The sequence below is a fragment of the Coleofasciculus sp. C1-SOL-03 genome (genome assembly GCF_040220555.1).
Taxonomy (GTDB): domain Bacteria; phylum Cyanobacteriota; class Cyanobacteriia; order Cyanobacteriales; family Coleofasciculaceae; genus Coleofasciculus.
Genome location: NZ_JAVJUO010000220.1, coordinates 1 through 19,390 on the forward strand (window position 1 = coordinate 1; position 19,390 = coordinate 19,390).

Consider the following 19,390-nt stretch of genomic DNA (forward strand, 5'->3'; position numbering starts at 1 on the left):
AACAGTGGCGCTTCCAACACTTGCTCCCAGATAGGCTTCGACATCAAAAAGCCTTTGTCCGGCTCTGTTGCGTATAGAGGGAATGCTGCCATTATCTGCCTACTTCCTGCTTCGTGTTTTTATGTAATCCAAGTCGCTTAACGGCTTCTCTCAAAGGAATATCGCCCATGTAATTAAATGTAAGCAAATATGAGCATATAGTATCATATTAGCTTTCTGTTATCAACCTTACGATGCTTTGCCGTCCAGTTGGATTCATAACAAGTTTTACCATATTGCCTGTTAAAGTTAAGCTCTGTGTTGATCTAGAGCCTCTAGCTAGAGACGTAAATTAAGATGGGATTAGCGGTCTAGTCGAATTGACCGGAGGCGTCCTATGTTAGTTATTCTTACCGAAGAGCAAATTTTGTCCCCAACTCAAGTTTGTCAAAGCTGTTTGCTGGCTGACAGCAAGGGTCAACCCCGTTGGCGTCGGGGTAAGCTGGGATGTGGTCATGCCATTCGTAAACTCACCCCCCATCAACCGGAGCAATATGAGTGTGAAATGGGTTTCCGCATCGCCAACCTTGAATAGTTTAGCATTGGGGATAATCCACTGAACTATTTTCCCGGTCGGAAATCGTCCTCAAATCCTGACATAAGACCCCTGACAGATGACAACGGTCATCGAAATGGGTCACCTACGTTATCCTGAAAATAGTTAGATAGCGATTTGAACCCCAACAAGGAGACGTTAAAGATGACTTGGCGCGGCTCAACAACAGTTAAAGAGCGAATTTTTGCAGCGCTGCCCTATCTGCTGCCCTTAATTTATGGGTTTCAGTTTGGTCTTACCTTACTGCTCCAATTTCCCGTACTAGGTTTTATCTATTTACCATTACAACCTTTAATGTCTATTTACTACAGTAATCCATTTATCGGACTCATTGTTTTCTTCGTCTTGTTCTTAGCGGTGGTCAGGAATGAAAGAATTGCTCATTTTATTCGGTTTAATACAATGCAGGCAATTCTTTTAGATATTCTTTTAGTTCTCTGTAGTTTTGCCATAGATATTCTGGGCAGAGGACTGGGGGATAGTTTTTTCATGGAAACCCTAAACAATGTGATCTTTTTAGGGACACTGGCGGCTTGCTTCTACTCAATCGTGCAATCATCGCTCGGTCGCTACGCTGAAATTCCTACACTCTCGGAGGCAGTTTACGCCCAAGTTCGATGATTGGTCATTGGTCAGGGTTTGAGGACGATTGAAAAACCGTTTATTTCCATCAAAGCACTTAGATCGAGATAAAAATAGGGCTAAAGTTATCGTGTCTCCCTGATTCTGGCTTAAAGGGTGACGGGTGTAGGGCGAGGGACAACCGTGTTTTCTAAATGACCAATCCCCTCAATTTCCACACGGACGCGATCGCCGATTTGCATCGGACCAATTCCTCGTGGCGTACCCGTCAGGATTACATCTCCGGGAAGCAAAGTCATAATCTGAGAAATATAGGAGACTAAGACGTCTGGGGTAAATACCATTTGATCAATGGACGCCGATTGTACAGGTTCAGGTGCATCATTTAAAAATGTCTGTAATTTGGCTGCCGCACTCAATTCCCGTACAATCCAAGGTCCGAGGGGACAAAAGGTATTAAATCCCTTTGCTCTAGTCCATTGACCATCTTGTTTTTGTAAGTCACGGGCGGTAACATCGTTGGCGATCGTATACCCCCAAATTTTTCCCTGGGCTTGTTCGGGGGTACAGTCTACACAAGGTTCGCCAATCACCAGCGCCAACTCTCCCTCATAGTCCACCCGTTTTGACTGAGGTGGAAACTGGATGTCTCGATTCGCCGCCGTGATAGTTGTCGGTGGTTTGAGAAACAGCAAGGGTTCTTGGGGAACCGGGGTTCCCATTTCGACAGCGTGATCCATATAGTTTTTCCCGACGGCGACAATCTTGGATGGCGCACAGGGAGCCAACAAGGTATAACTATCCGGCACCAACTCCAAATCAGTCGGTTGACCCTGTAGCCAAGGCGGTGCATCTAAAACTTGGATACTGCGGTTGAGTTGCAGCAAACCATAGTAGGTTTGCCCTTGAGCCGTTTTAATTCGGACATAGCGCTGCGCCATGATGTTAGAGATTCCTTGGTAATTGAATGAGAGAGTTCTACTGATATGGGGTTTTGAGTGACCCTGGCAGCTAGCTAGAATTAATACCAAAAAATAGTAAAATTGCAAGAGTGTAATCTGGGTCGATTGTCTACCTTCAGCCTAGAAGGAGGGAAAAACCCAGATTCAGCATAGAATAGAGCGGTTAAGTCAGCTCGTGTCCTTGCTTCTTTGACCGGGATAGTGTGCCAATTATCAGCCGTGGCTATGCCGAGTCCGCAAAAGAAGCCCCATTGTCCATAAGGAGAAGACCATTTGTGAGCGATAGTTACGAAATGATGTACATCCTGCGTCCTGATTTGTCAGAGGAGCAGGTTAACCAAGCCGTCACCAAATATAAAGATCTACTGCAAGAGCAAGGCGGGGATCAGATTGAAATTCAACATCGCGGTAAGCGTCGTTTGGCTTATCCCATCGACAGACACCGCGAAGGCGTTTACATCCAAATGAACTATAAAGCGCCCCCGACTCATGTGACGCAGATTCAGCGAGCGATGCGCTATGGAGATGAGGTGATTCGTTATCTGACGCTGAAACAGGAACTTCCCCCCGAACCCCAACCCGAACCGGTTGAGGTAGAAGCTTAGGGAGCGGCGAAAAAATAAAGTACCAGTGAGGAAAGCTGAATTCATCAACTCAGCCAAGCTTCCTTGGGACATTATTAAGTCGTAAGTCCCTTAGCTGTTCTAAGAGAGCGACCCAAGTCCCCCCTCCAGAGGTATCCTGTGGAGGGGTATATGATCAAAAAATGCTTTGCAAAACTTCATTTAGAAAACAATTGACTACGATTTTGCTTCTTTCACACTTAACGGCACTCTTGTTATCCATTTCATTCCTCTCATCGCTGATAAATTATCCGCTGTGTACAAGGCACTATCTCCCACGTATATTCCCGAAAATGTCCACTGTTTTTTAAACTCTTTCAATCTTTCGACAAATACACTTTTATCATCGACATCTCCGGAATCGACTTTTAGATACAGCGGCACGTCTCCATCTCCGGTTACAATCATGTCAATGATAAATTGTTTCAGATCTGGTCTGCGTATCTCTCGAATATCCATGAACTATTTCTATGGCTTTCATTTCGGGTTCTACTTCTTGCGCTTCTCCTTCAATTCTCTCACTACTTTTTTCCTTTGTTTCATACTCTCCTTGAACTGACATTGAACTTCCATCTATATGAACGCTGTTCATTTCTACTTGAAAAATATGTGTCGCTTTTAGGGATACTGCTGTAAATATTTTCGTTATTCCCGCTCGCACGGCTACAGGTGATGTGGAATGGCCCGGTTCAACTGACGATCCTGAAGCTCTACCGCCGCACGGTGTAAAACATCACTACGCACCACTGGCGATCGTAGTTGTCGCCGAGCAGATTAAACGACACGAGTGTAGATGTCAGTTTTCTCCTCTTGGATGTAGTGAGGAGAATCATTAGCCTGATCGGTAAGCAACCCGACTAGCGCACCACTTCACTAAGGCGTCAAACTGCTTAGTTTGGCGCTTCACTGTCATTGCCCACTCTTTCCAGGTGCTGAGCAGCCCAATAAGTCCTGACTTAGGCAACAATAGTAGGAAGAGTCATATTAAGATTACTCTCAACTACTGATTATGCAACGAGTAGGTAGGTAGACCTAAACATCCTCTAAAATAAAATCGCGATTTTCTTATCGTTCATCATTCAGGTTTGATCGCTACTCTGCCCAATTCGCGCTCATCAGTACTCGTTGTTACAATCGAGTCTTTGCCCTAAATCTTCCACTCTTGTTGCCCGACGCTCCTGGACTCTCCCAGCATGACTGTAACGGATACTGTTGCCCCAAAAATTTCGAGTTGGAATCGGCAAATCTATAAACGCTTGAAACTTGCTCTCAGTCTCGGATTACGCCGTCAAATTTTTGTGGCGATTTGTGATGATCTGAGTCTACGGAATCGTTTGGCGGGTAAACTCCATGGGGAGTTGGGGACAACCTCTGCGATCGCGCCTGCTCATGGTTCAAGCTCTACTAATTTAGTCAGCCTGAACATTAATGTCAATGATCCCCATCCCTTTGCCCAAATTTCTACCTGGTTGGCTCAAAATCGCCATTCTTCGATCACTACATCTCCTCCCAGTTTCCAAATCCTGGGTGTTGAACGCTTAACCCGTCAATCGCCAACGGTACAGCAACTGTTTCTCCGGCGTTTACAGTCCATTGAGCGCTATTTGCCTCAGTTAAACGCCAATGTGTTACTCTGGCTACCCCGCCCTTGGTTTCATTCCATTGTCCAGTCTGTACCGGAATTTTGGCGGTGGCGTACTGGGGTATTTGAGTTTGAAGGGGAACCCACCCCACTCCCCCCCGTTGGCGCGACTCAACCGGAAGCCTCTCCCACGGCGGTGACGACTCAGGAGACAGAGGAGACAACAGCCTCGTTCCAAGAAACCTTGCAGACGGTGCTGACGCAGGAAGTGGACGAAAATCTGGATTTGCAGTTGTTCCAGAATAGTATGGGCAACAATGGACATTCTAGCGAGGAGGTTGAACCCCTTATCGCCTCGACTAACGGGAAGTCTGGTGCTAACCCGAATAGCAAAGGGATGCTGGGGGCTGTGGACTTGGAGATGAAAGAAACACCATTACCACAAAAGAATCCTCCTACATCCCAACATCCTGCTGATACATCAACGGAATCCCCAAATCCCCCCCAAACCGCGTCGCCCGCTGAGGCATATTTACAACTGGGGAATCATTATCGTCATGCGATTGAACAAGGAGACACCTCAGAAGAAAATTTAGCGATCGCGATTCAGGCGTATGAGCAAGCGTTGCAATGGTTAGATGATACATCGCCTTACGTGGCGGATGTTCTGAATGATTTGGGAAATCTCTATTGGATGCTTTCTCGATCTCCCCAGGATACGAGCATGCGCCTATCTTATCTGGAACAGGGGATTCAAGCCTATCAATTGGCATTAACTAAATTAACGGCTCAAGATGCGCCCCAAACCTACGCCATGATTCAAAATAATTTAGGCGCAGCCTATGGGGATTTAGCTCGCTATAACGATGTAGCCGATAACCTAGAACTCTCGATTCGAGCCTACGAAGAAGCATTACGCTATCGTAATCCAGAACATGATCCGCTCAAATATGCTTCCACCCAAAATAATTTAGGCACGGCGTATTGGCATTTAGCACAACATCATTCTCCTGTCAATAACTTACAGGCAGCAATTGGGGCGTATGCGGAAGCTCTGTGTTATTACAACAGTCGCTCAAATGCTACGAATTGGGCGATGATTCAAAATAACTTAGGCACAGCTTACTGGAATCTGGCACAGTACGAACAACCGGAAACCTGGCTGGAGTTAGCGGTGATTGCTTATCAAGATGCATTAACCTATCGTACTCCAGAGGTGGCTCCGGCTGCTTGTGCCGCGACTCAGAATAATTTGGGTACTGCTTATTGGCATTTGGCAGATCGCTGTGTGGAAGATCCCCAGCGACGGGCAGACTATTTACGCCATTGTATCGCGGCTTACGAGGTGGCGATCGCCTTAGCGGAGGAATTGGCGCAGCATCATCCACCGACATCGGTTAATTTTGATCTGATCGCCACGCGCAATAATTTGGGACTGGCTCATTACCAGTTTGCCACCGAACCATCTTTAGGTGCAGGGAAAGAGGATCAATCCCACCATCTACAAACCGCCCTCCATCAGCACGTTCAAGCCTGTATGGGAGTGGCGGCGCGATCAGAGGTTTACCAAACCTCCTTGGACTATATAATTAAAACCATTCGCACGTTCTACCAGGAGCAAGGGATTAGCGGGCAAAATCTGGCACTCTCAAAAGTACCCGGTCAGCTTTTACCGGAAATTTTGCCACGCCTGTAGTGGGGCGTGTGGGGGAGATGAGGGAAGCACGGCATTAGGCTGTTCAACAACAGGTTTGTTGAACGTGCAATAGTGGTACACCTATCGCTTGGTAAACGTGGGCTGTTTTTTGAATCACGCTGCGATCGTCAAACTCTCGCAAGACTTTTTCTCGTCCAGCGACTCCCATAGCTTGGCACAAATTGGCGTCGTTTAAGAGGATCTCAATCGCATCAGCCAACCGCGCCGCATCCTTTACCGGAACCAAAACGCCATTTTTACCCGGATCAATTGCCTCTCGACAGCCAGGGACATCAGTGGCGACCAAGGGTTTTTCCATCGCCGCCGCTTCTAGTAAAATGCGAGGAACACCCTCGCCACCATGGGAGGGTAATACGATCAGGGTTGAACGAGCAATGAACTGTTCAATGTTCTCCAGATGACCCAGCAAGTCAACGATTCCTTCCCGTTGCCAGTGTTGTAAAGTGGTTGGAGAAATGGAAGCAGGATTGCCCAGATCAGGCTCACCCGCGATCTGAAACGTTGCCCGAACGCCACGAGCTTTGAGAATATGGGCAGCCTCTACGTATTCTATAACACCTTTTTCTGTGATTAGGCGGGCAGCAAGCAGGACGACTGGCGTCAACGAAACATCTGGCTGATGAAGTGGCGGTGAAAAGCGCTGCAAATCGATACCCGAACTTCTGATCAGTACAGTTCGGTAGGGATTAGTCAGCTTCAGGGTGGTGAAAACTTGCCGATCATCCTGATTCTGAAACACAATCATTGCCCTGCGAGCTCTCAATACCCATCTACCGACGATAATGAAGATGAGTTTCAAGATCCGAGCCTTCCACTCGCTACTACTAAAAATGTACCCTAATCCCGTAATCGCATTCACCACCCCAGTTGTACCACTCAGCTTAGCCGCGATCGTTCCCACAAGAACACATTTGAGCGTAAAGTGATGGACAATAGAGGGCTTTTCTTGCCAGTAAATCCGGGTTAAATGACCAATGGTCAGGAGTTCGACTAGGGGATTGATACTGCGCCGAGTCAGGCGCAACGGAATCCAGCGAAATCCTTCGGCTTGCAGTCGGTGTACGTAGGTATCGGGGGGAGAAACAAAAACAACCTCGATTCCTCGTAGACGGAGAAATCGAGCCAAGGGTAAGCGGAAGTTGTAAAGATTCCAACCCGTGTTAGCGACCAGCAAAATTTTGGGGCGATGCTTGAACTTCACACGACATATCCTACTAATATGGATAGGTGAATGGCATCGCTAAGTTATCTTCCAGTATAAGCATTTGCCTGGGTTTGGTGAAGAGTCTGGAAGAAATACAACTATCTGGGTGATGTATATAGCGCTTGCCTCCATCAGGCATCAGTATTTTGGATTGGGTGACGGCTAGTCAAGTCTTGCGACTCAATGATCGAAATGTGGCATAAGGGTTTGTAAAAAGAACTCTATCTACAGGAGGATAGTTTTAGTCCGATAAGGTAAGCTGCTCAACCGTCGTATTCTCATCTCCACAGGAAGATGAGCCGCTAACGCATGTCAGGACTGTTTTGGGGGAGCGATGTAAGATCACTGGGCTTACGTGTACGCTTCAGGACTGCCTTAGCCACCAAAGATATTGTCAATAAACCCAAAGTAGATGTCGGTTCAGGTATCGGCTTTGCTTGGGTGACGACTCTAATCCAGTCGCCTGGTGTAGTTGTCTTCATTGATACGGTCAACACATTAGAACCAACTCCAGAGTAATTTTCTTGGCGGCTCCATTCTAAACCCCGTTGCGTAAAGCTACCAGGATAGAACGTATGAGGAACACCCAACAGAGTATTACTCGCTGCTTCTAATAAACCGTTACCATCCGACATTACGCCCAGAATTGTGCTGTCAAAAGTCCAGTTAATATTCGATAACGCTAACCGCCGAGAACCTGGAGTATTCAGGAAGATCATGTGGCTACTCACTAGCTGCCCTGCGGCGATGAAGCCACCATCAATGGCGAGATTGGAAGAGAGCTTAACGTTTTGCTTTTCGGAGAAGCCGAGCATGAAATTTGGATGTTCATATCCTGGAAAATTGTAGGAGACGGAACTGGGGGCAGTAATAATCTGTCCACCCTGGCTCACGTTAAGTATAGTAGCTTGGGCTGGAACAGCAGTACTGCAAAGAAGTATCACTTCAGCACTAAAAAGTAATATTTTTTTCATTTTTATTTATAATTCGTGATTGAACGTTACATGCCTTTAAGATTAAAAAGTCGCCTGATCAACTTCATACTATTTGATAGATACACCAGAAGTCGTCAGTCAAATTCCGGAAATAATCTCCCTACTCAACTAGCCTATCTAGGGGTTTTCACGGTTGACAGGCTCCGATAAAAATTTTAACTAAAGATTATTTTCCTTGAGACTCGCAGATATCATTTTGGCTGTAACATAGATTATTTTTCGGGGCGCCCAGCTATACCCCCTGATCCTGTGAGCTGGTTTTGTCTAGCAACTGCTGGTAGAGTGCTTCCCACCTATCTACAACTCGCTCAATACTGTAATTAAGCTCTACATGCTTTCGACTAAACTGCCCCATTTGTTGACGCTCTTGTGGAGATAAATTCATCATCCGTTCCAGCGCTTGCGCTAAAGCGTCTGGATGGCGAGGGGTAACCAAGAAACCATTTTTTCCATCCAATACAATTTCCCGATTACCACCTACATCAGTCGCCACAATTGGTAGTCCAACCGATGCCGCTTCTAAAAGTACCATTGGCATTCCTTCCCACGCCGAAGACATGATATAGAAATCGGCAATATTCATTAAATCAGGAATATCTCGTCTCGGTTCCAAAAATTTGACTTGCTCATGAATGCCAAGAGTTTTAGCTAAGGCTTTCATCTCTGGCTTAAGACTTCCCTCGCCAACAAGAGTTAACACTGTATTGATAGAAGTTGCTTTGATTCGGCTAAAGGCTTGGAGTAAATTCGGATAATCCTTGGGTGGACGAAATCGCCCTACGGCTAAGCCAATAAATTTCCCCTCTAAACTTAACTCCTGTCGTAGGCGTTGCTTGGCTTCTCGATTGGGTTTAAATTTTTGAATATCTATGCCGTTGGGAACCACCCTAAGTTTTGTTCTTGGTACAGCTTTGATGCTCACATATCGCTCAGCTCCAGCGTGACTTTTTTGAGTGGTGATGTCGCAGAGAAAGTCAGTCAATTGATAGACCCATTCTCGCCATCGACCTCCCTCGTTAATGTTGGATGTTGTACAAACTAACACAGGTACATGAGAAAACAATCGACTCACCCGTGCCAGAAAATTAGCATGTACCATGTGACTGTGGAGGATATCAGGCTGCCATTGATTCAGTATTCTGGCAAGTTTGAAGATTGCTTTGGGGTCGGGTACACCCCGTTTCATATTAAGGCTTTGAATGGGTAAACCCTCTGATTGAGCTTCTTTGCCCATGGCCCCCAACGGTGTCATCGACACAATCTGAATCGCGTATCCCCGCTTGAGTAAAGTACGAACAAGGTACAAAATCTGTTGATCTGCACCACCGAGTCCCATACAAGTGGACAACATTAAAATTCGTTGTTTAACCCTAATCACGATGTTTGGCTGCTAGCACAATTAGACTTGATGAAAAGAGAGGGAATAACCCGGTGAACAGTGTCGTCTCTGCCAGACTTAAAGGTTTTAGAATGAAACGCAATAATGGCACAGACAATAATCGTCCGGGAATGACAGTTACAATATCGGGCTGCCACTGATAAATTTTTAAATGACCAAATGTCTCAATAAAGTTCGCAAGATGACCAGGGTCCCAAACTTGACAATGAGTCGGATGATCGGCATGAAGTTTACCCTTTAAGTATTGAAGCAGTCTAGAGGGTCTAACAGGATTAGGAAGAGCAATCAATACCCAATTTCGACTCACTGAAGCTAGCTGTAAAAGTGCGATAGTCGGGTTTGGGACGTGTTCTAGAACATGAGAGGCAATGACGAGATCGAAGCTGTCCGGAGAGTAATATTGATCTAATGCTTCAACTGAACCTACACGACAAGATGCAAATTGACGGGATAGTTCAACACAGGTAGGATCGAGATCAATCCCTTGCACTGAAACCTGGGGAATTTGAACAAGATATTGTAACAGTTCTCCCCGTCCACATCCTACATCTAGGATACTTATTGACGGCTGATTTGTTTGTTCTAAAACTAGACGAACTAAGGAACATATTGCCTGAAGCATCGCCTGATGAATGCGCTGAGACTGATACGTTTTGAGTTCGTAGTTCAAATGAGGGATAATTTCTGGCATTTTTGCAGCAGTAATTCGTGGATTCATCGGGTCAATAGCACTCTATCGCTTTGCCATATCTTCTTCTTTAGATTGAGCCAAAGTACGTCGAACATATCGCTTGAGCGTTTTGGGCATATAGGAATATAAGTATCGACCAAGAGGATACACTCCCATCCATAATGGTAAACTAAGGTCTTGAATAGCCTGCCATTGGATTCGGGCTAATTTTTGTTGCTGTTTTATATAGTTAAACTGTTGATGCCAAAAACTGTTTGGGTGTACCCAATGTTCACCGAGGACTTGAGGAATAGTTGCGAGTCGCCAACCCAGACGGACAAAGGCAATCCATAAGTGAAGATCAACCATACTATCTACATCTGGATATCCTCCAGCTTGCATCCAGGCTTTTTTTCTATAGGTAACCAGGGTATGAGCAAAGGGAACACACTTAGCCATTGTCCGAACCAGTTGCTGATGTTCTGTAGCGGGCATTCGGATATACTGTTCTTGGCGATTATCATCCACTAAAACGTAGTGACAAGCGACTAACCCGACATCAGGATGCGCCTCTAAAAACTCGACCTGTAAACGTAACCGTTCAGGATAGCTGATATCATCAAAGTCTTGAATAGCAATATAGTCTGCTTGACTCTGTTCAATTGCATAGTTAAGGGCTTGACTGCGTCCTAATCGCCCAGGACTCAGGACACGCACACGTTGATCATTTTGAGTGAATTCTCTAAGCTGTTGGGCGGTACAGTCAGTTGAGCCATCATCAACAATAATAAATTCAAAATTGGTATAAGTTTGCTGTAAAATACTAGGCACAGCGCGATTGAAGTAGAGTTCACCATTATAGACGGTTGTGACTACACTGAGGTTTGATGAATTCATCTGTGCTAAAATAAAGGGTGAAAAAAGGTGATCGTTCAAGAAGATTGTCGTCTCGTAAAGCTCGTAGGGTAAGGAGATAAATCAATAATGGGAGTCGGCTGGCTCATCGGCTTAACTACACTGAAATCTTGATGGTTATCAGTCACAAAATACACAACGGGGTTAATGGTCTTACCTTCGGCATAAGCTTGGTTAAATCGGTTAAGCCCCCAAAAAACTTTTTTCAGAGAAATACGCTCAAATGGAATCCCTAATTCATTAGCAATGGCATCTCCTAAGTCCGCTAGTACTGAGTAAAATAACCAACTCGCCCAGATTTGTACTTGTATCCCATTCATTGTACCTGTCCACAAGTAATTCAATCCTAATAGCTGTTTAACGATTTGCAAGACATTCTCCAGTCGCCATCTTCGTCGATGAAGATCAGCGACAACATAGGGGGGTAAGATAGTCGGGTCTAATACAGACGTGAGAAAAGTATACCAATGCTGGTTATGGCGGATTTGTACTAGGCGCAGCTTGAGGTGAGACGTCAGCGTTTGACTACTTTTAATAGAAATGATTTGATCTTTCACGCGATAGGTTGAAGTCAAAACTTGTTCGACCTGAAATAATTTATGAGATCTAAGCCTAGTAATAAAATTTATCTGTTTCGCCATTAAACCACTCAAAACCTGGACATGATTAAAACCTCGATCAAGAATCAGTAAGGTTTTCGCTGGAACTAGATTGAGTAATTTCTGAGTAAGATTGGCGTCGTCAACTTTAATTGTGGGAGAAAACCATACTTTAATGGGTATTCGAGTGGGCAGATCGACCACCGTGCAGATAGTTTTTGATAATTGCATATTAGACGGAGGCTGAGTAGTATTGAGTTTAGATCCCAATAATTCTAAGGTAGAGTGATCTACTGACCAAATTTGTTCAAAGTGCTGACGACCCAGAGAAATTGTCGGCGGTAAAGGACGTTTTTTTCGTTTATAGCATCGCTGGATTAACTGAGGCGATATATCTTTAAATACACGCTGCAATAGTTCAGCAGGCATCAATAAAATTCGGTTTATACGTTCTCTTTGAGATAGGCTAAATTCTCGACACCAGAGTAAATCGTTTTGGGCTAAAAACTTAACCAGTTTCTGTACGGAATAAACATTTCGCCATAATAAAAATAATCCGGCTGCCGTCATCAGAGGCAGGGTTAAAATTCGTCCTTTTCCTCCTAGTGAGTAATAGTAAGCGTATTGGTTAAAGACAGCAGGAGTAAGCAACTGATGGATCTGGGTTAAGACTCCCTGATAAGCTGTCTGTTGAGAAGGACGATTAGTCTGAACCCCACTGTAGTTATCTGGTGTAGAAACAGAGGGGAGTTTTTCCTGAATATAGAATCCTGGGGTCATTGACCAAGAAGTTAAATTGGGAAACGGCTGCTGGGTTGCTTCTTTTGGGGAGATAAAACCAGCACTTAATACAATCAATAAAGGCGCTACCTTAGAGCGATGACGCATTGCTGTCCCGTAATTAGACGTTCCCAAAGCAAATACGCAAGCTATGCCTAAACAGAAAATTAGTACAGAACCCGCAACATTGCTTCGTTTTAATCGATTGCTATTTTTAATAATTAATAAAATAAAGCCTGCATAAATCCCAACATCAATTAGTCCAATAATATCTTTAGTATTACTCACCATCCAGGGAAAAGGAGTAAGAATTAAATAAACAAGTCGCAGGGGAACTTGCCAGAAAAAATCTGTGGGTGAGCGAATAACTAAATCGGGCAGATAACCTGCCCGACCCGCTAAGGCTCTAGATTCTTGTTTGTGAGCTATTATAGCTAAATCTCCCGACTGAATTAAATCCTGTATTTTCCCAAATGCTACTCCTGACCATATCACTAATCCCAGACCTCCTATCGCAATTAAAGCAATCAGGGTATTGCCAATGAGACGACCTCCCCTCTTTTTGAGAAAAGCTTTGGCAGAATAAAAGATGGGAAAGCCAGCATAAAGAACGATTCCAGCAAAAAATGCTGTATGTAGCACTGAAGCCAGAATCATGACAGAGAAACCGATAATAAATGATTGAGCCTTACTCCGCTTCAGCCAGACTAAAAAGTGGTAGATACTTAGTGTGAATAAGTAAGTTAGAAGCGCTTCTCGAACTCTCCATGCCGAATAAAGTGATAAAGTAGGAAATAAGGCACAAACCCATGCTGCCCAGATAGCAGGACGTTCACTCCAAACAATTTTAGTAATCAGGTAGACATTAAGAATTAATAAAGTTCCCAACAGTACATTAATTGCCTGAATCATTAAAGAACTGGTGCTGTCAGTAATTATATATAAAGTAGCCATAAACCAAGCATACATAAATGCTCCGGTTCGGAAATACTCTAAAACACCTGGAAAACCCGAACTTGACCAAAATTCCGCTAACCGCTGAAACCCATCGTCTTCCAAAAAATTGTTTCCCTGAAATGATAAGTATACAATGACCAATGCAAGTGATCCACGAGTCAAAAATCCAACGAGTAACGGGACTTTAATTTTTGGGTATTTATAAGATATTAATAAAGTAGTCGTTGCTAAAATAATAAAGCTGATAATCCCAACAAACTCTACTGTTGATCTTAAAAATAATGCCGATAAAATTAAAAATAAAATAAACAATAAAAATATAAAATAATTAATCATAAATGTAAATCAAGTTAGGCTTTGAAGGACTTTTTCTGCTCTAGCTTTCCATGTATATTTTTTTTTAAATTCTTCCCTAGCTCGTTTTCCGATAGAATTCCTCATTTTAGCATTATCACGTAAATTTATCAAGCCAGTTACCCAAGCTTCGATATCTTCTGGTTCATACAAAATAGCTGTTACTTCATGGATTAACACTTCTCGTAAAACAGGTAAATCTGAAGCGATGATTGCCTTACCTGAAGCCATATACTCAAAGATTTTCAGAGGTGACATCCATCGCGCCACATCACCGCCACCTCCAAACACTGATACATGACGCTGGTAAGGTGCAATCAAAACATCACAAGATTGACGATACTTTTCAGTTTCTGCTGGCGGAATAAACCCATGAAAATATATATTCTTTAAATGGTCTAATTTAACTCTCCAGTAATCTAGGTCAGAGTTAGTACCACCAACAATATGAAAATCTGCCCAGGAACACCTTATTGATAATTCAGCAATTAACTCCATTCCCTTTCCAGAATATAAGTGACCGACATACCCTACTGTGAATCTATTCGGCTGATCAAGTTTTAGCTTTTCATATTGTCGGGGTTCATCAGCAGCATCATGAACAGTAGTAATTTTGCAATTTGGTATATTATATTGACCTTGAAAGTCCTGTTTTAGGGCATCAGAAATTACAATTAAATGTTTAAAGTATTTTAATTTGACTGTTGTTAATAAAAAACATAAAATTATTTTTTTATAGATAAGTTTATGCGCTTCATAAATGGAATTTAATCCGATTAAACTACAAAAAAAACAACTACGTAATGAACGAGTATAAACTAATTGAGGTAGCCGTTTTTTGGCTTTTATGGCAGCTAAAATTTCATATAAATATAATCCAAATTTATTTTTTATACAGGGTAATTTTAGAGATTGAAAACACTCCCTTACACCATAGTATTCATAAATATTAGTTATGTCGGATTCGCTGATGATGTGACTTGGATAAAGCAGTAACACTTCATTACCGTTGTCTGCAAAAGCCTGACACATTTTCATTACCTGAATACTGTTAGCAGTGCGGGAAGGTATTATTGAATTTGATATATAAATTATTTTCATATTTATATTAATATTAATTCATTTTAATGTTTCGGTGATTTAAATTATTTTCTTGCTGTTACTAGATAACCTGTTGTCATAAAATCTGTAGGAATAATTTTTGCCGTTAGCATTATTAAAGGCATTCGTAAATAAGCTAGACCAATAAAAAACGAAGCTGCAAATCGAGTAGTAATATGCTTTTCCATAATCAGCCTAACGGTTAAAACATTAATTGCTTCAGCCCAAGAATTCCTTTCTTCAATTCTTATATCTTTAAATTCCCTTAATAAAAATTCTAACCCATACTTCGTATAACGATAGTAATCAACAGGGCGTTCATGAATTGGGAATATAAAAGGCACTGTTAGAATTAACTTACCATTTACCTTTAAAATTCTATAGATTTGGTTGATTGCTAAATGAGGGGAATGGATATGTTCCAGTACTTCACTAACTACTACATAATCAAAAAGTTCATATTGACTAAATTTATAAGTACATATATCTCCTAAAATATCCGGTGATTTAGTTTGATCTATATCAAAAGATGTAACTCTAAAATTTTCCTGCTTTGCATATTGACGTAAAAGCTCATTAATCGAGCCACCTGCACCAATAAGAAAGACGTTAGCACCAGGTTTAATTTCAGAAAACTCTTGTTTTAGAAAAGGATAAATGCCTTTACGAGAAAAAACCTTAGAAGCTTTTTTTAGAAATACATCTACATTGTTTTTCATAAAGCAAAATTGTTGATATTTTAATCTAATTTAATTGAAAAAATATTATCCTGTGTAACAAATAAAAGCACTAATAAAGATATTCTGTGTACAAATAAAAACAAAAGTTTAAAGTTTATTGTTATTAACAACATAGAATGCTCGACCAACAAAACTATTTACTATTATTAATAATAGTTTGAGTTAATTTGTAGGTCAAACTATATGATTTAATTACTTTTTTCCAGGTTTTACTTCGAGCAAAATCCAGAGATTTTTGTGACATAAAATTCCAATGAAATTCAGAATTTAGTAATTTTATCATTGCCTCATATAACGACTGAATATTCCCTTGTTCGACTAAAAAGCCACTGTAACCATCTCTAATAGCATCTTCATTCCCACAATCTAATGAACCGATAGCTGGAACTCCAAAGACGTTAGCTTCTAAGTGAACGAGACCAAAGCCTTCAAAACTATCGCCTATATTTATAGATGGCATAACTAAACCCCGTACACGATTGTAATAGGAATTCAATTCTTTTTGTGATATTTTTCCCAACCAAATAATATTATCTTCCAGTTTATTTTTCGACACATTTACTTTTACCTGTTGAACATATTGAGCATCTGAAATAGGACCAACAATAAAAAGTTTTACATCTGGAAAATTCTGGACAACTTTTGCCATTGCTTTAACAGCCTGTAGTGTTCCTTTTCTCGATTTGACATGACCAACCATTAGAAAAGCATTTTCGCGAAATTGACTAGAAGGTGGTTTATCATTTTGATTATTGACGCTAACGCCGAGTGGTATTACCCTGATTTTGTCGGCAATCTGCGGTACTGCATTAGTCAATCGCATCGCCGTATATCGACTAATAGCCAAAATAAAAGTAGCTGAAAGATATGCCTGCTGATAAAAATTGCCCCATCTCTTTTTCAGCAAAGCAACTGAATAGGTTCCCACCGCATTGATGATTAACGATTTTCCATTTTTAGCCAATAGATAAGCTAACGGAATAAAAGGTTCAGCTAAGCAATGAATAATAGAACAGTCTTTGACTAGCTTTTTAGCTGTAAAAAAGTCTATAGCTAAATTTATTGGTTTCAAAATCCCATCCGCAAAAGACGATAGAAAGGGATGAATTTGAATTTTTTCTAAATCCGGACAATGAGCCGATGACATAATTAAGACGACAGGCTCAACTCCATGCTGAGGCATTCGCTTAATAATCTCATAGGAATAACGTCCCCAACCGTTATCCTGAGATAAATTAGTCGTGATAAAAGCCACTTTCATTACGCTTTCTCAGCCTTGGATGAGTAAAAGAATAGTATCATGGTGCTAATGGCTTCCTGGCTTTCTGCATACTGCCATACTGCCGTAACCAAAGTTACACAATAAGGGGCGATCCCGATACCGATCCAGACTTACTTGTAGTCCTTGGAGGTGGGGAATATAGTGGGCTAAATAGGGAGCAATCAAAGGTCCGGCTTCAAAGGTTTCAAGTTGGAAACCTGCACGTTTAATGTGTTGACGCATTACCCAGGGAAATCGCCAAATATGAGGCAGTTCCTTGTTCCCAGCATAGCCTTGATCAGGACCTTCTTGACCGTTGACCCACGCGGCTACAGTTTTGAATAGACCGACAGGTAAAGCAAGGGGTGTGCGTCGTCCTACTTTCCAATAATTATCACCTCCCAGTAAGACCCAACAGGCTGGATTTAAGCACGTTGGCATGGCAATTAACGCTAAATTTCGAGTTACACGGTACAGCTCACGCAATCCCTGATTCAAATTGGGTAGATGTTCCAGTACATGGGAACTCAGTACCACATCAAAGCTATTATCTGGAAACGGTAGATGCTCAGCGTCAGCTTGTAAAAATTCTACAGTCACATTCCACATTTTTGCCAGACAACAAGCCGCCTCAATATTCGGATGGGAGATATCAATTCCCACAACGTCCACACCCTGCTGTGCCGCTAGACAACTTAGCACCCCTTCTCCACATCCTGCGTCTAGCACTCGTTGTCCAGGTTGCAGATAGGGTAAAAACTGAGCGTGAATCTGGCGGTGAGCATAACGACGCAGCCAATAGGGAGAATTGAATCGCTTATCCGTAATCTGATCATGATACGTTTCGTAAAATTGCTTGACTTGGGTACTCATTTGGGTTCCTCAGAATATCCATTCGTCATTTTCCAAGTGTGAAGGAAATAGGCAGTTGCCAACAGGTGACCGCCCAAACCCCCGACAATCAACCACACCCATGCTAAGCCGAGATAGCCCCAGGTGGGGATGGCTACAGCAAAACCCAATAATGTCAGCGTTACAACCACCGCTGAATTACTCACCCAAAACCGCATTTTTCCCATCGCCAAAAACAGGGGTCTGAGCCAAAAAAATGCTAACCATATCGCCGAGCCAATGAAGAACAGTTGGGTGGCGCTAACTGCTGGTAAGTACGCCGCCCCTAGTATGGATGGTAAAACCAATGGAATTAAGCAGGTACTAGCTATTACAGTAACAGCTAGCGGGATGCCAACTCGGAGAGCCAAACGCTGGACTCTTTGGCCCAGAGCCTGTCTGTCCCCTAAACTCCAAAGTCTGGCTAATTCAGGATAGGTTACGGATTGCAACGGTTTTACCAGATAGTTCACCAGGCTAGATAGACTCTTGGCTAATTTGTAGTAGCCAACTTCTGTGGGATTGCGAAAATACCCCAAAAGTAATACATCGACTTGTTTGGGAATCATGCCTAATAAGGCATTCAGTTCATTGTAGAAGAGAAAGTGAAAAATTTCTCGACGCCTGCCTTTGAGGTTTTGCCATTTTCCTTGCAAAGGGAACGCCCCCCAATGGCGGTAGATTAGCCGCCAGCCCATGATCCCGTACAACAATCCCGTTGCTCCTGTGGCGATCACACTCCCCCAAATAACCCCGGCTACCTGCCAATTTGCTAAAACTAGACCTAACACCAATAGGACTCGTAGAATTTTGATCAGACTGTCAATTCCCGCCCGCAAAGGAAATTTTCCCAGCGTCGTGATCACGGCTTGGGAGGTTCCCACTAAGGCTTGGGGGATAAAGGCAGCTGCATAAACGACAATCAGTCCTGCTGATTCAGGTTGATGAGCCACCGCTTGTGCTGCCCAACTCGCCGTAACTAACACCAGCAAAAACGCTAACGTCGCGATCGCTAAATCGATGATATATCCCAGTTGGCACATTGCTAGTGCCGATTCGCGATCGCCTGCGGCATGAAACTCACTAAGGTATTTAACCGATGCCTCAGCCGAACGGGCATCAAAAAACGTGTAAACCAAAGCGGGATAGCTCATTACCAATGCAGCAATGCCGTAGAGTTCTGGTCCGAGCCAACGCGCGACTAAGATACCCTGAAGAAAACTTAGAGGCGCTCCTAATAGGTTGGCAATCGTCAGTACGCCAACATCACGAACAAATTTTCGCCCTATGACTTTCGCCCATAAGGTTTTACCTAGCGTCCATAATCTTTGTTTACTCATTCCCCAGAATTATAAAAGATGACCGGGGAAAAGGGTAAGAATGAAAGAGATTGTCTTAGCTAATACACTCACGCGATCGCCAATCACCTGTGCCAAGATTGCTCCTCAACGTTTCCACACCCG

General features: G+C 42.9%; 16 protein-coding genes and 1 pseudogene. 4 read left to right on the top strand and 13 right to left on the bottom strand.

Features of this window, described 5'->3' with window-relative positions; genetic code table 11:
• The first annotated feature begins 376 nt into the window (after window positions 1-376).
• Window positions 377-574: a hypothetical protein gene (locus RIE73_RS33625; protein ID WP_006102198.1), complete on the top strand. Its 198-nt coding sequence runs from the start codon at window positions 377-379 to the stop codon at window positions 572-574.
• Between the two features lie 165 nt (window positions 575-739).
• Entirely contained in the window at window positions 740-1,216 is a 477-nt protein-coding gene (locus RIE73_RS33630) for a Tic20 family protein (RefSeq protein WP_446405306.1), read from the top strand.
• A gap of 110 nt (window positions 1,217-1,326) precedes the next feature.
• Here the strand turns inward: RIE73_RS33630 and RIE73_RS33635 are convergent, their stop codons facing one another.
• The gene (locus RIE73_RS33635) at window positions 1,327-2,118 is read right to left on the bottom strand and encodes a fumarylacetoacetate hydrolase family protein (RefSeq protein WP_446405307.1); all 792 of its coding nucleotides are present in this window, start codon (window positions 2,116-2,118) and stop codon (window positions 1,327-1,329) included.
• A gap of 296 nt (window positions 2,119-2,414) precedes the next feature.
• On the opposite strand from RIE73_RS33635, the gene rpsF reads away from it, so the two are divergent.
• On the top strand, window positions 2,415-2,744 hold the full coding sequence (rpsF, locus tag RIE73_RS33640; RefSeq protein ID WP_446405308.1) for a 30S ribosomal protein S6: 330 nt from the start codon (window positions 2,415-2,417) through the stop codon (window positions 2,742-2,744).
• Window positions 2,745-2,942: 198 nt separating this feature from the next.
• On the opposite strand, the pseudogene RIE73_RS33645 reads toward rpsF, so the two are convergent.
• Window positions 2,943-3,420: pseudogene (locus RIE73_RS33645) on the bottom strand (IS1634 family transposase); the annotation flags it as partial.
• Between the two features lie 535 nt (window positions 3,421-3,955).
• On the opposite strand from RIE73_RS33645, the gene RIE73_RS33650 reads away from it, so the two are divergent.
• Window positions 3,956-6,040, top strand: a complete 2,085-nt coding sequence (locus RIE73_RS33650; RefSeq protein ID WP_446405309.1) for a tetratricopeptide repeat protein — start codon at window positions 3,956-3,958, stop codon at window positions 6,038-6,040.
• A gap of 43 nt (window positions 6,041-6,083) precedes the next feature.
• Here RIE73_RS33650 and RIE73_RS33655 read toward each other — a convergent pair whose 3' ends face one another.
• From RIE73_RS33655 to RIE73_RS33705, 11 genes are all read right to left on the bottom strand, one after another.
• A complete protein-coding gene (locus tag RIE73_RS33655) occupies window positions 6,084-7,262 on the bottom strand; it encodes a glycosyltransferase family 4 protein (protein ID WP_446405310.1) in 1,179 nt (392 codons plus the stop codon).
• A 305-nt stretch (window positions 7,263-7,567) separates the two neighbouring features.
• The gene (locus tag RIE73_RS33660; RefSeq protein ID WP_446405311.1) at window positions 7,568-8,239 is read right to left on the bottom strand and encodes a hypothetical protein; all 672 of its coding nucleotides are present in this window, start codon (window positions 8,237-8,239) and stop codon (window positions 7,568-7,570) included.
• A gap of 253 nt (window positions 8,240-8,492) precedes the next feature.
• Window positions 8,493-9,611, bottom strand: a complete 1,119-nt coding sequence (locus tag RIE73_RS33665) for a glycosyltransferase (RefSeq protein ID WP_446405312.1) — start codon at window positions 9,609-9,611, stop codon at window positions 8,493-8,495.
• Between the two features lie 19 nt (window positions 9,612-9,630).
• Window positions 9,631-10,377 carry a class I SAM-dependent methyltransferase gene (locus RIE73_RS33670; protein ID WP_446405313.1) on the bottom strand — a complete coding sequence of 249 codons (747 nt, stop codon included), beginning with the start codon at window positions 10,375-10,377 and terminating at the stop codon, window positions 9,631-9,633.
• A gap of 15 nt (window positions 10,378-10,392) precedes the next feature.
• The gene (locus RIE73_RS33675; RefSeq protein WP_446405314.1) at window positions 10,393-11,226 is read right to left on the bottom strand and encodes a glycosyltransferase family 2 protein; all 834 of its coding nucleotides are present in this window, start codon (window positions 11,224-11,226) and stop codon (window positions 10,393-10,395) included.
• Between the two features lie 35 nt (window positions 11,227-11,261).
• On the bottom strand, window positions 11,262-13,916 hold the full coding sequence (locus RIE73_RS33680; protein WP_446405315.1) for an IS4 family transposase: 2,655 nt from the start codon (window positions 13,914-13,916) through the stop codon (window positions 11,262-11,264).
• Window positions 13,917-13,925: 9 nt separating this feature from the next.
• A complete protein-coding gene (locus RIE73_RS33685; protein ID WP_446405316.1) occupies window positions 13,926-15,035 on the bottom strand; it encodes a glycosyltransferase family 4 protein in 1,110 nt (369 codons plus the stop codon).
• Between the two features lie 44 nt (window positions 15,036-15,079).
• Complete coding sequence (locus tag RIE73_RS33690; RefSeq protein ID WP_446405317.1) at window positions 15,080-15,754, bottom strand: class I SAM-dependent methyltransferase; 675 nt, start codon at window positions 15,752-15,754, stop codon at window positions 15,080-15,082.
• 154 nt (window positions 15,755-15,908) lie between these two features.
• Window positions 15,909-17,036 carry a glycosyltransferase family 4 protein gene (locus RIE73_RS33695; protein ID WP_446405318.1) on the bottom strand — a complete coding sequence of 376 codons (1,128 nt, stop codon included), beginning with the start codon at window positions 17,034-17,036 and terminating at the stop codon, window positions 15,909-15,911.
• A 45-nt stretch (window positions 17,037-17,081) separates the two neighbouring features.
• A complete protein-coding gene (locus RIE73_RS33700; protein ID WP_446405319.1) occupies window positions 17,082-17,909 on the bottom strand; it encodes a class I SAM-dependent methyltransferase in 828 nt (275 codons plus the stop codon).
• On the bottom strand, window positions 17,906-19,267 hold the full coding sequence (locus tag RIE73_RS33705) for a lipopolysaccharide biosynthesis protein (protein WP_446405320.1): 1,362 nt from the start codon (window positions 19,265-19,267) through the stop codon (window positions 17,906-17,908). Before RIE73_RS33705 ends, RIE73_RS33700 begins: the two co-directional genes overlap by 4 nt.
• Window positions 19,268-19,390 lie beyond the last annotated feature (123 nt).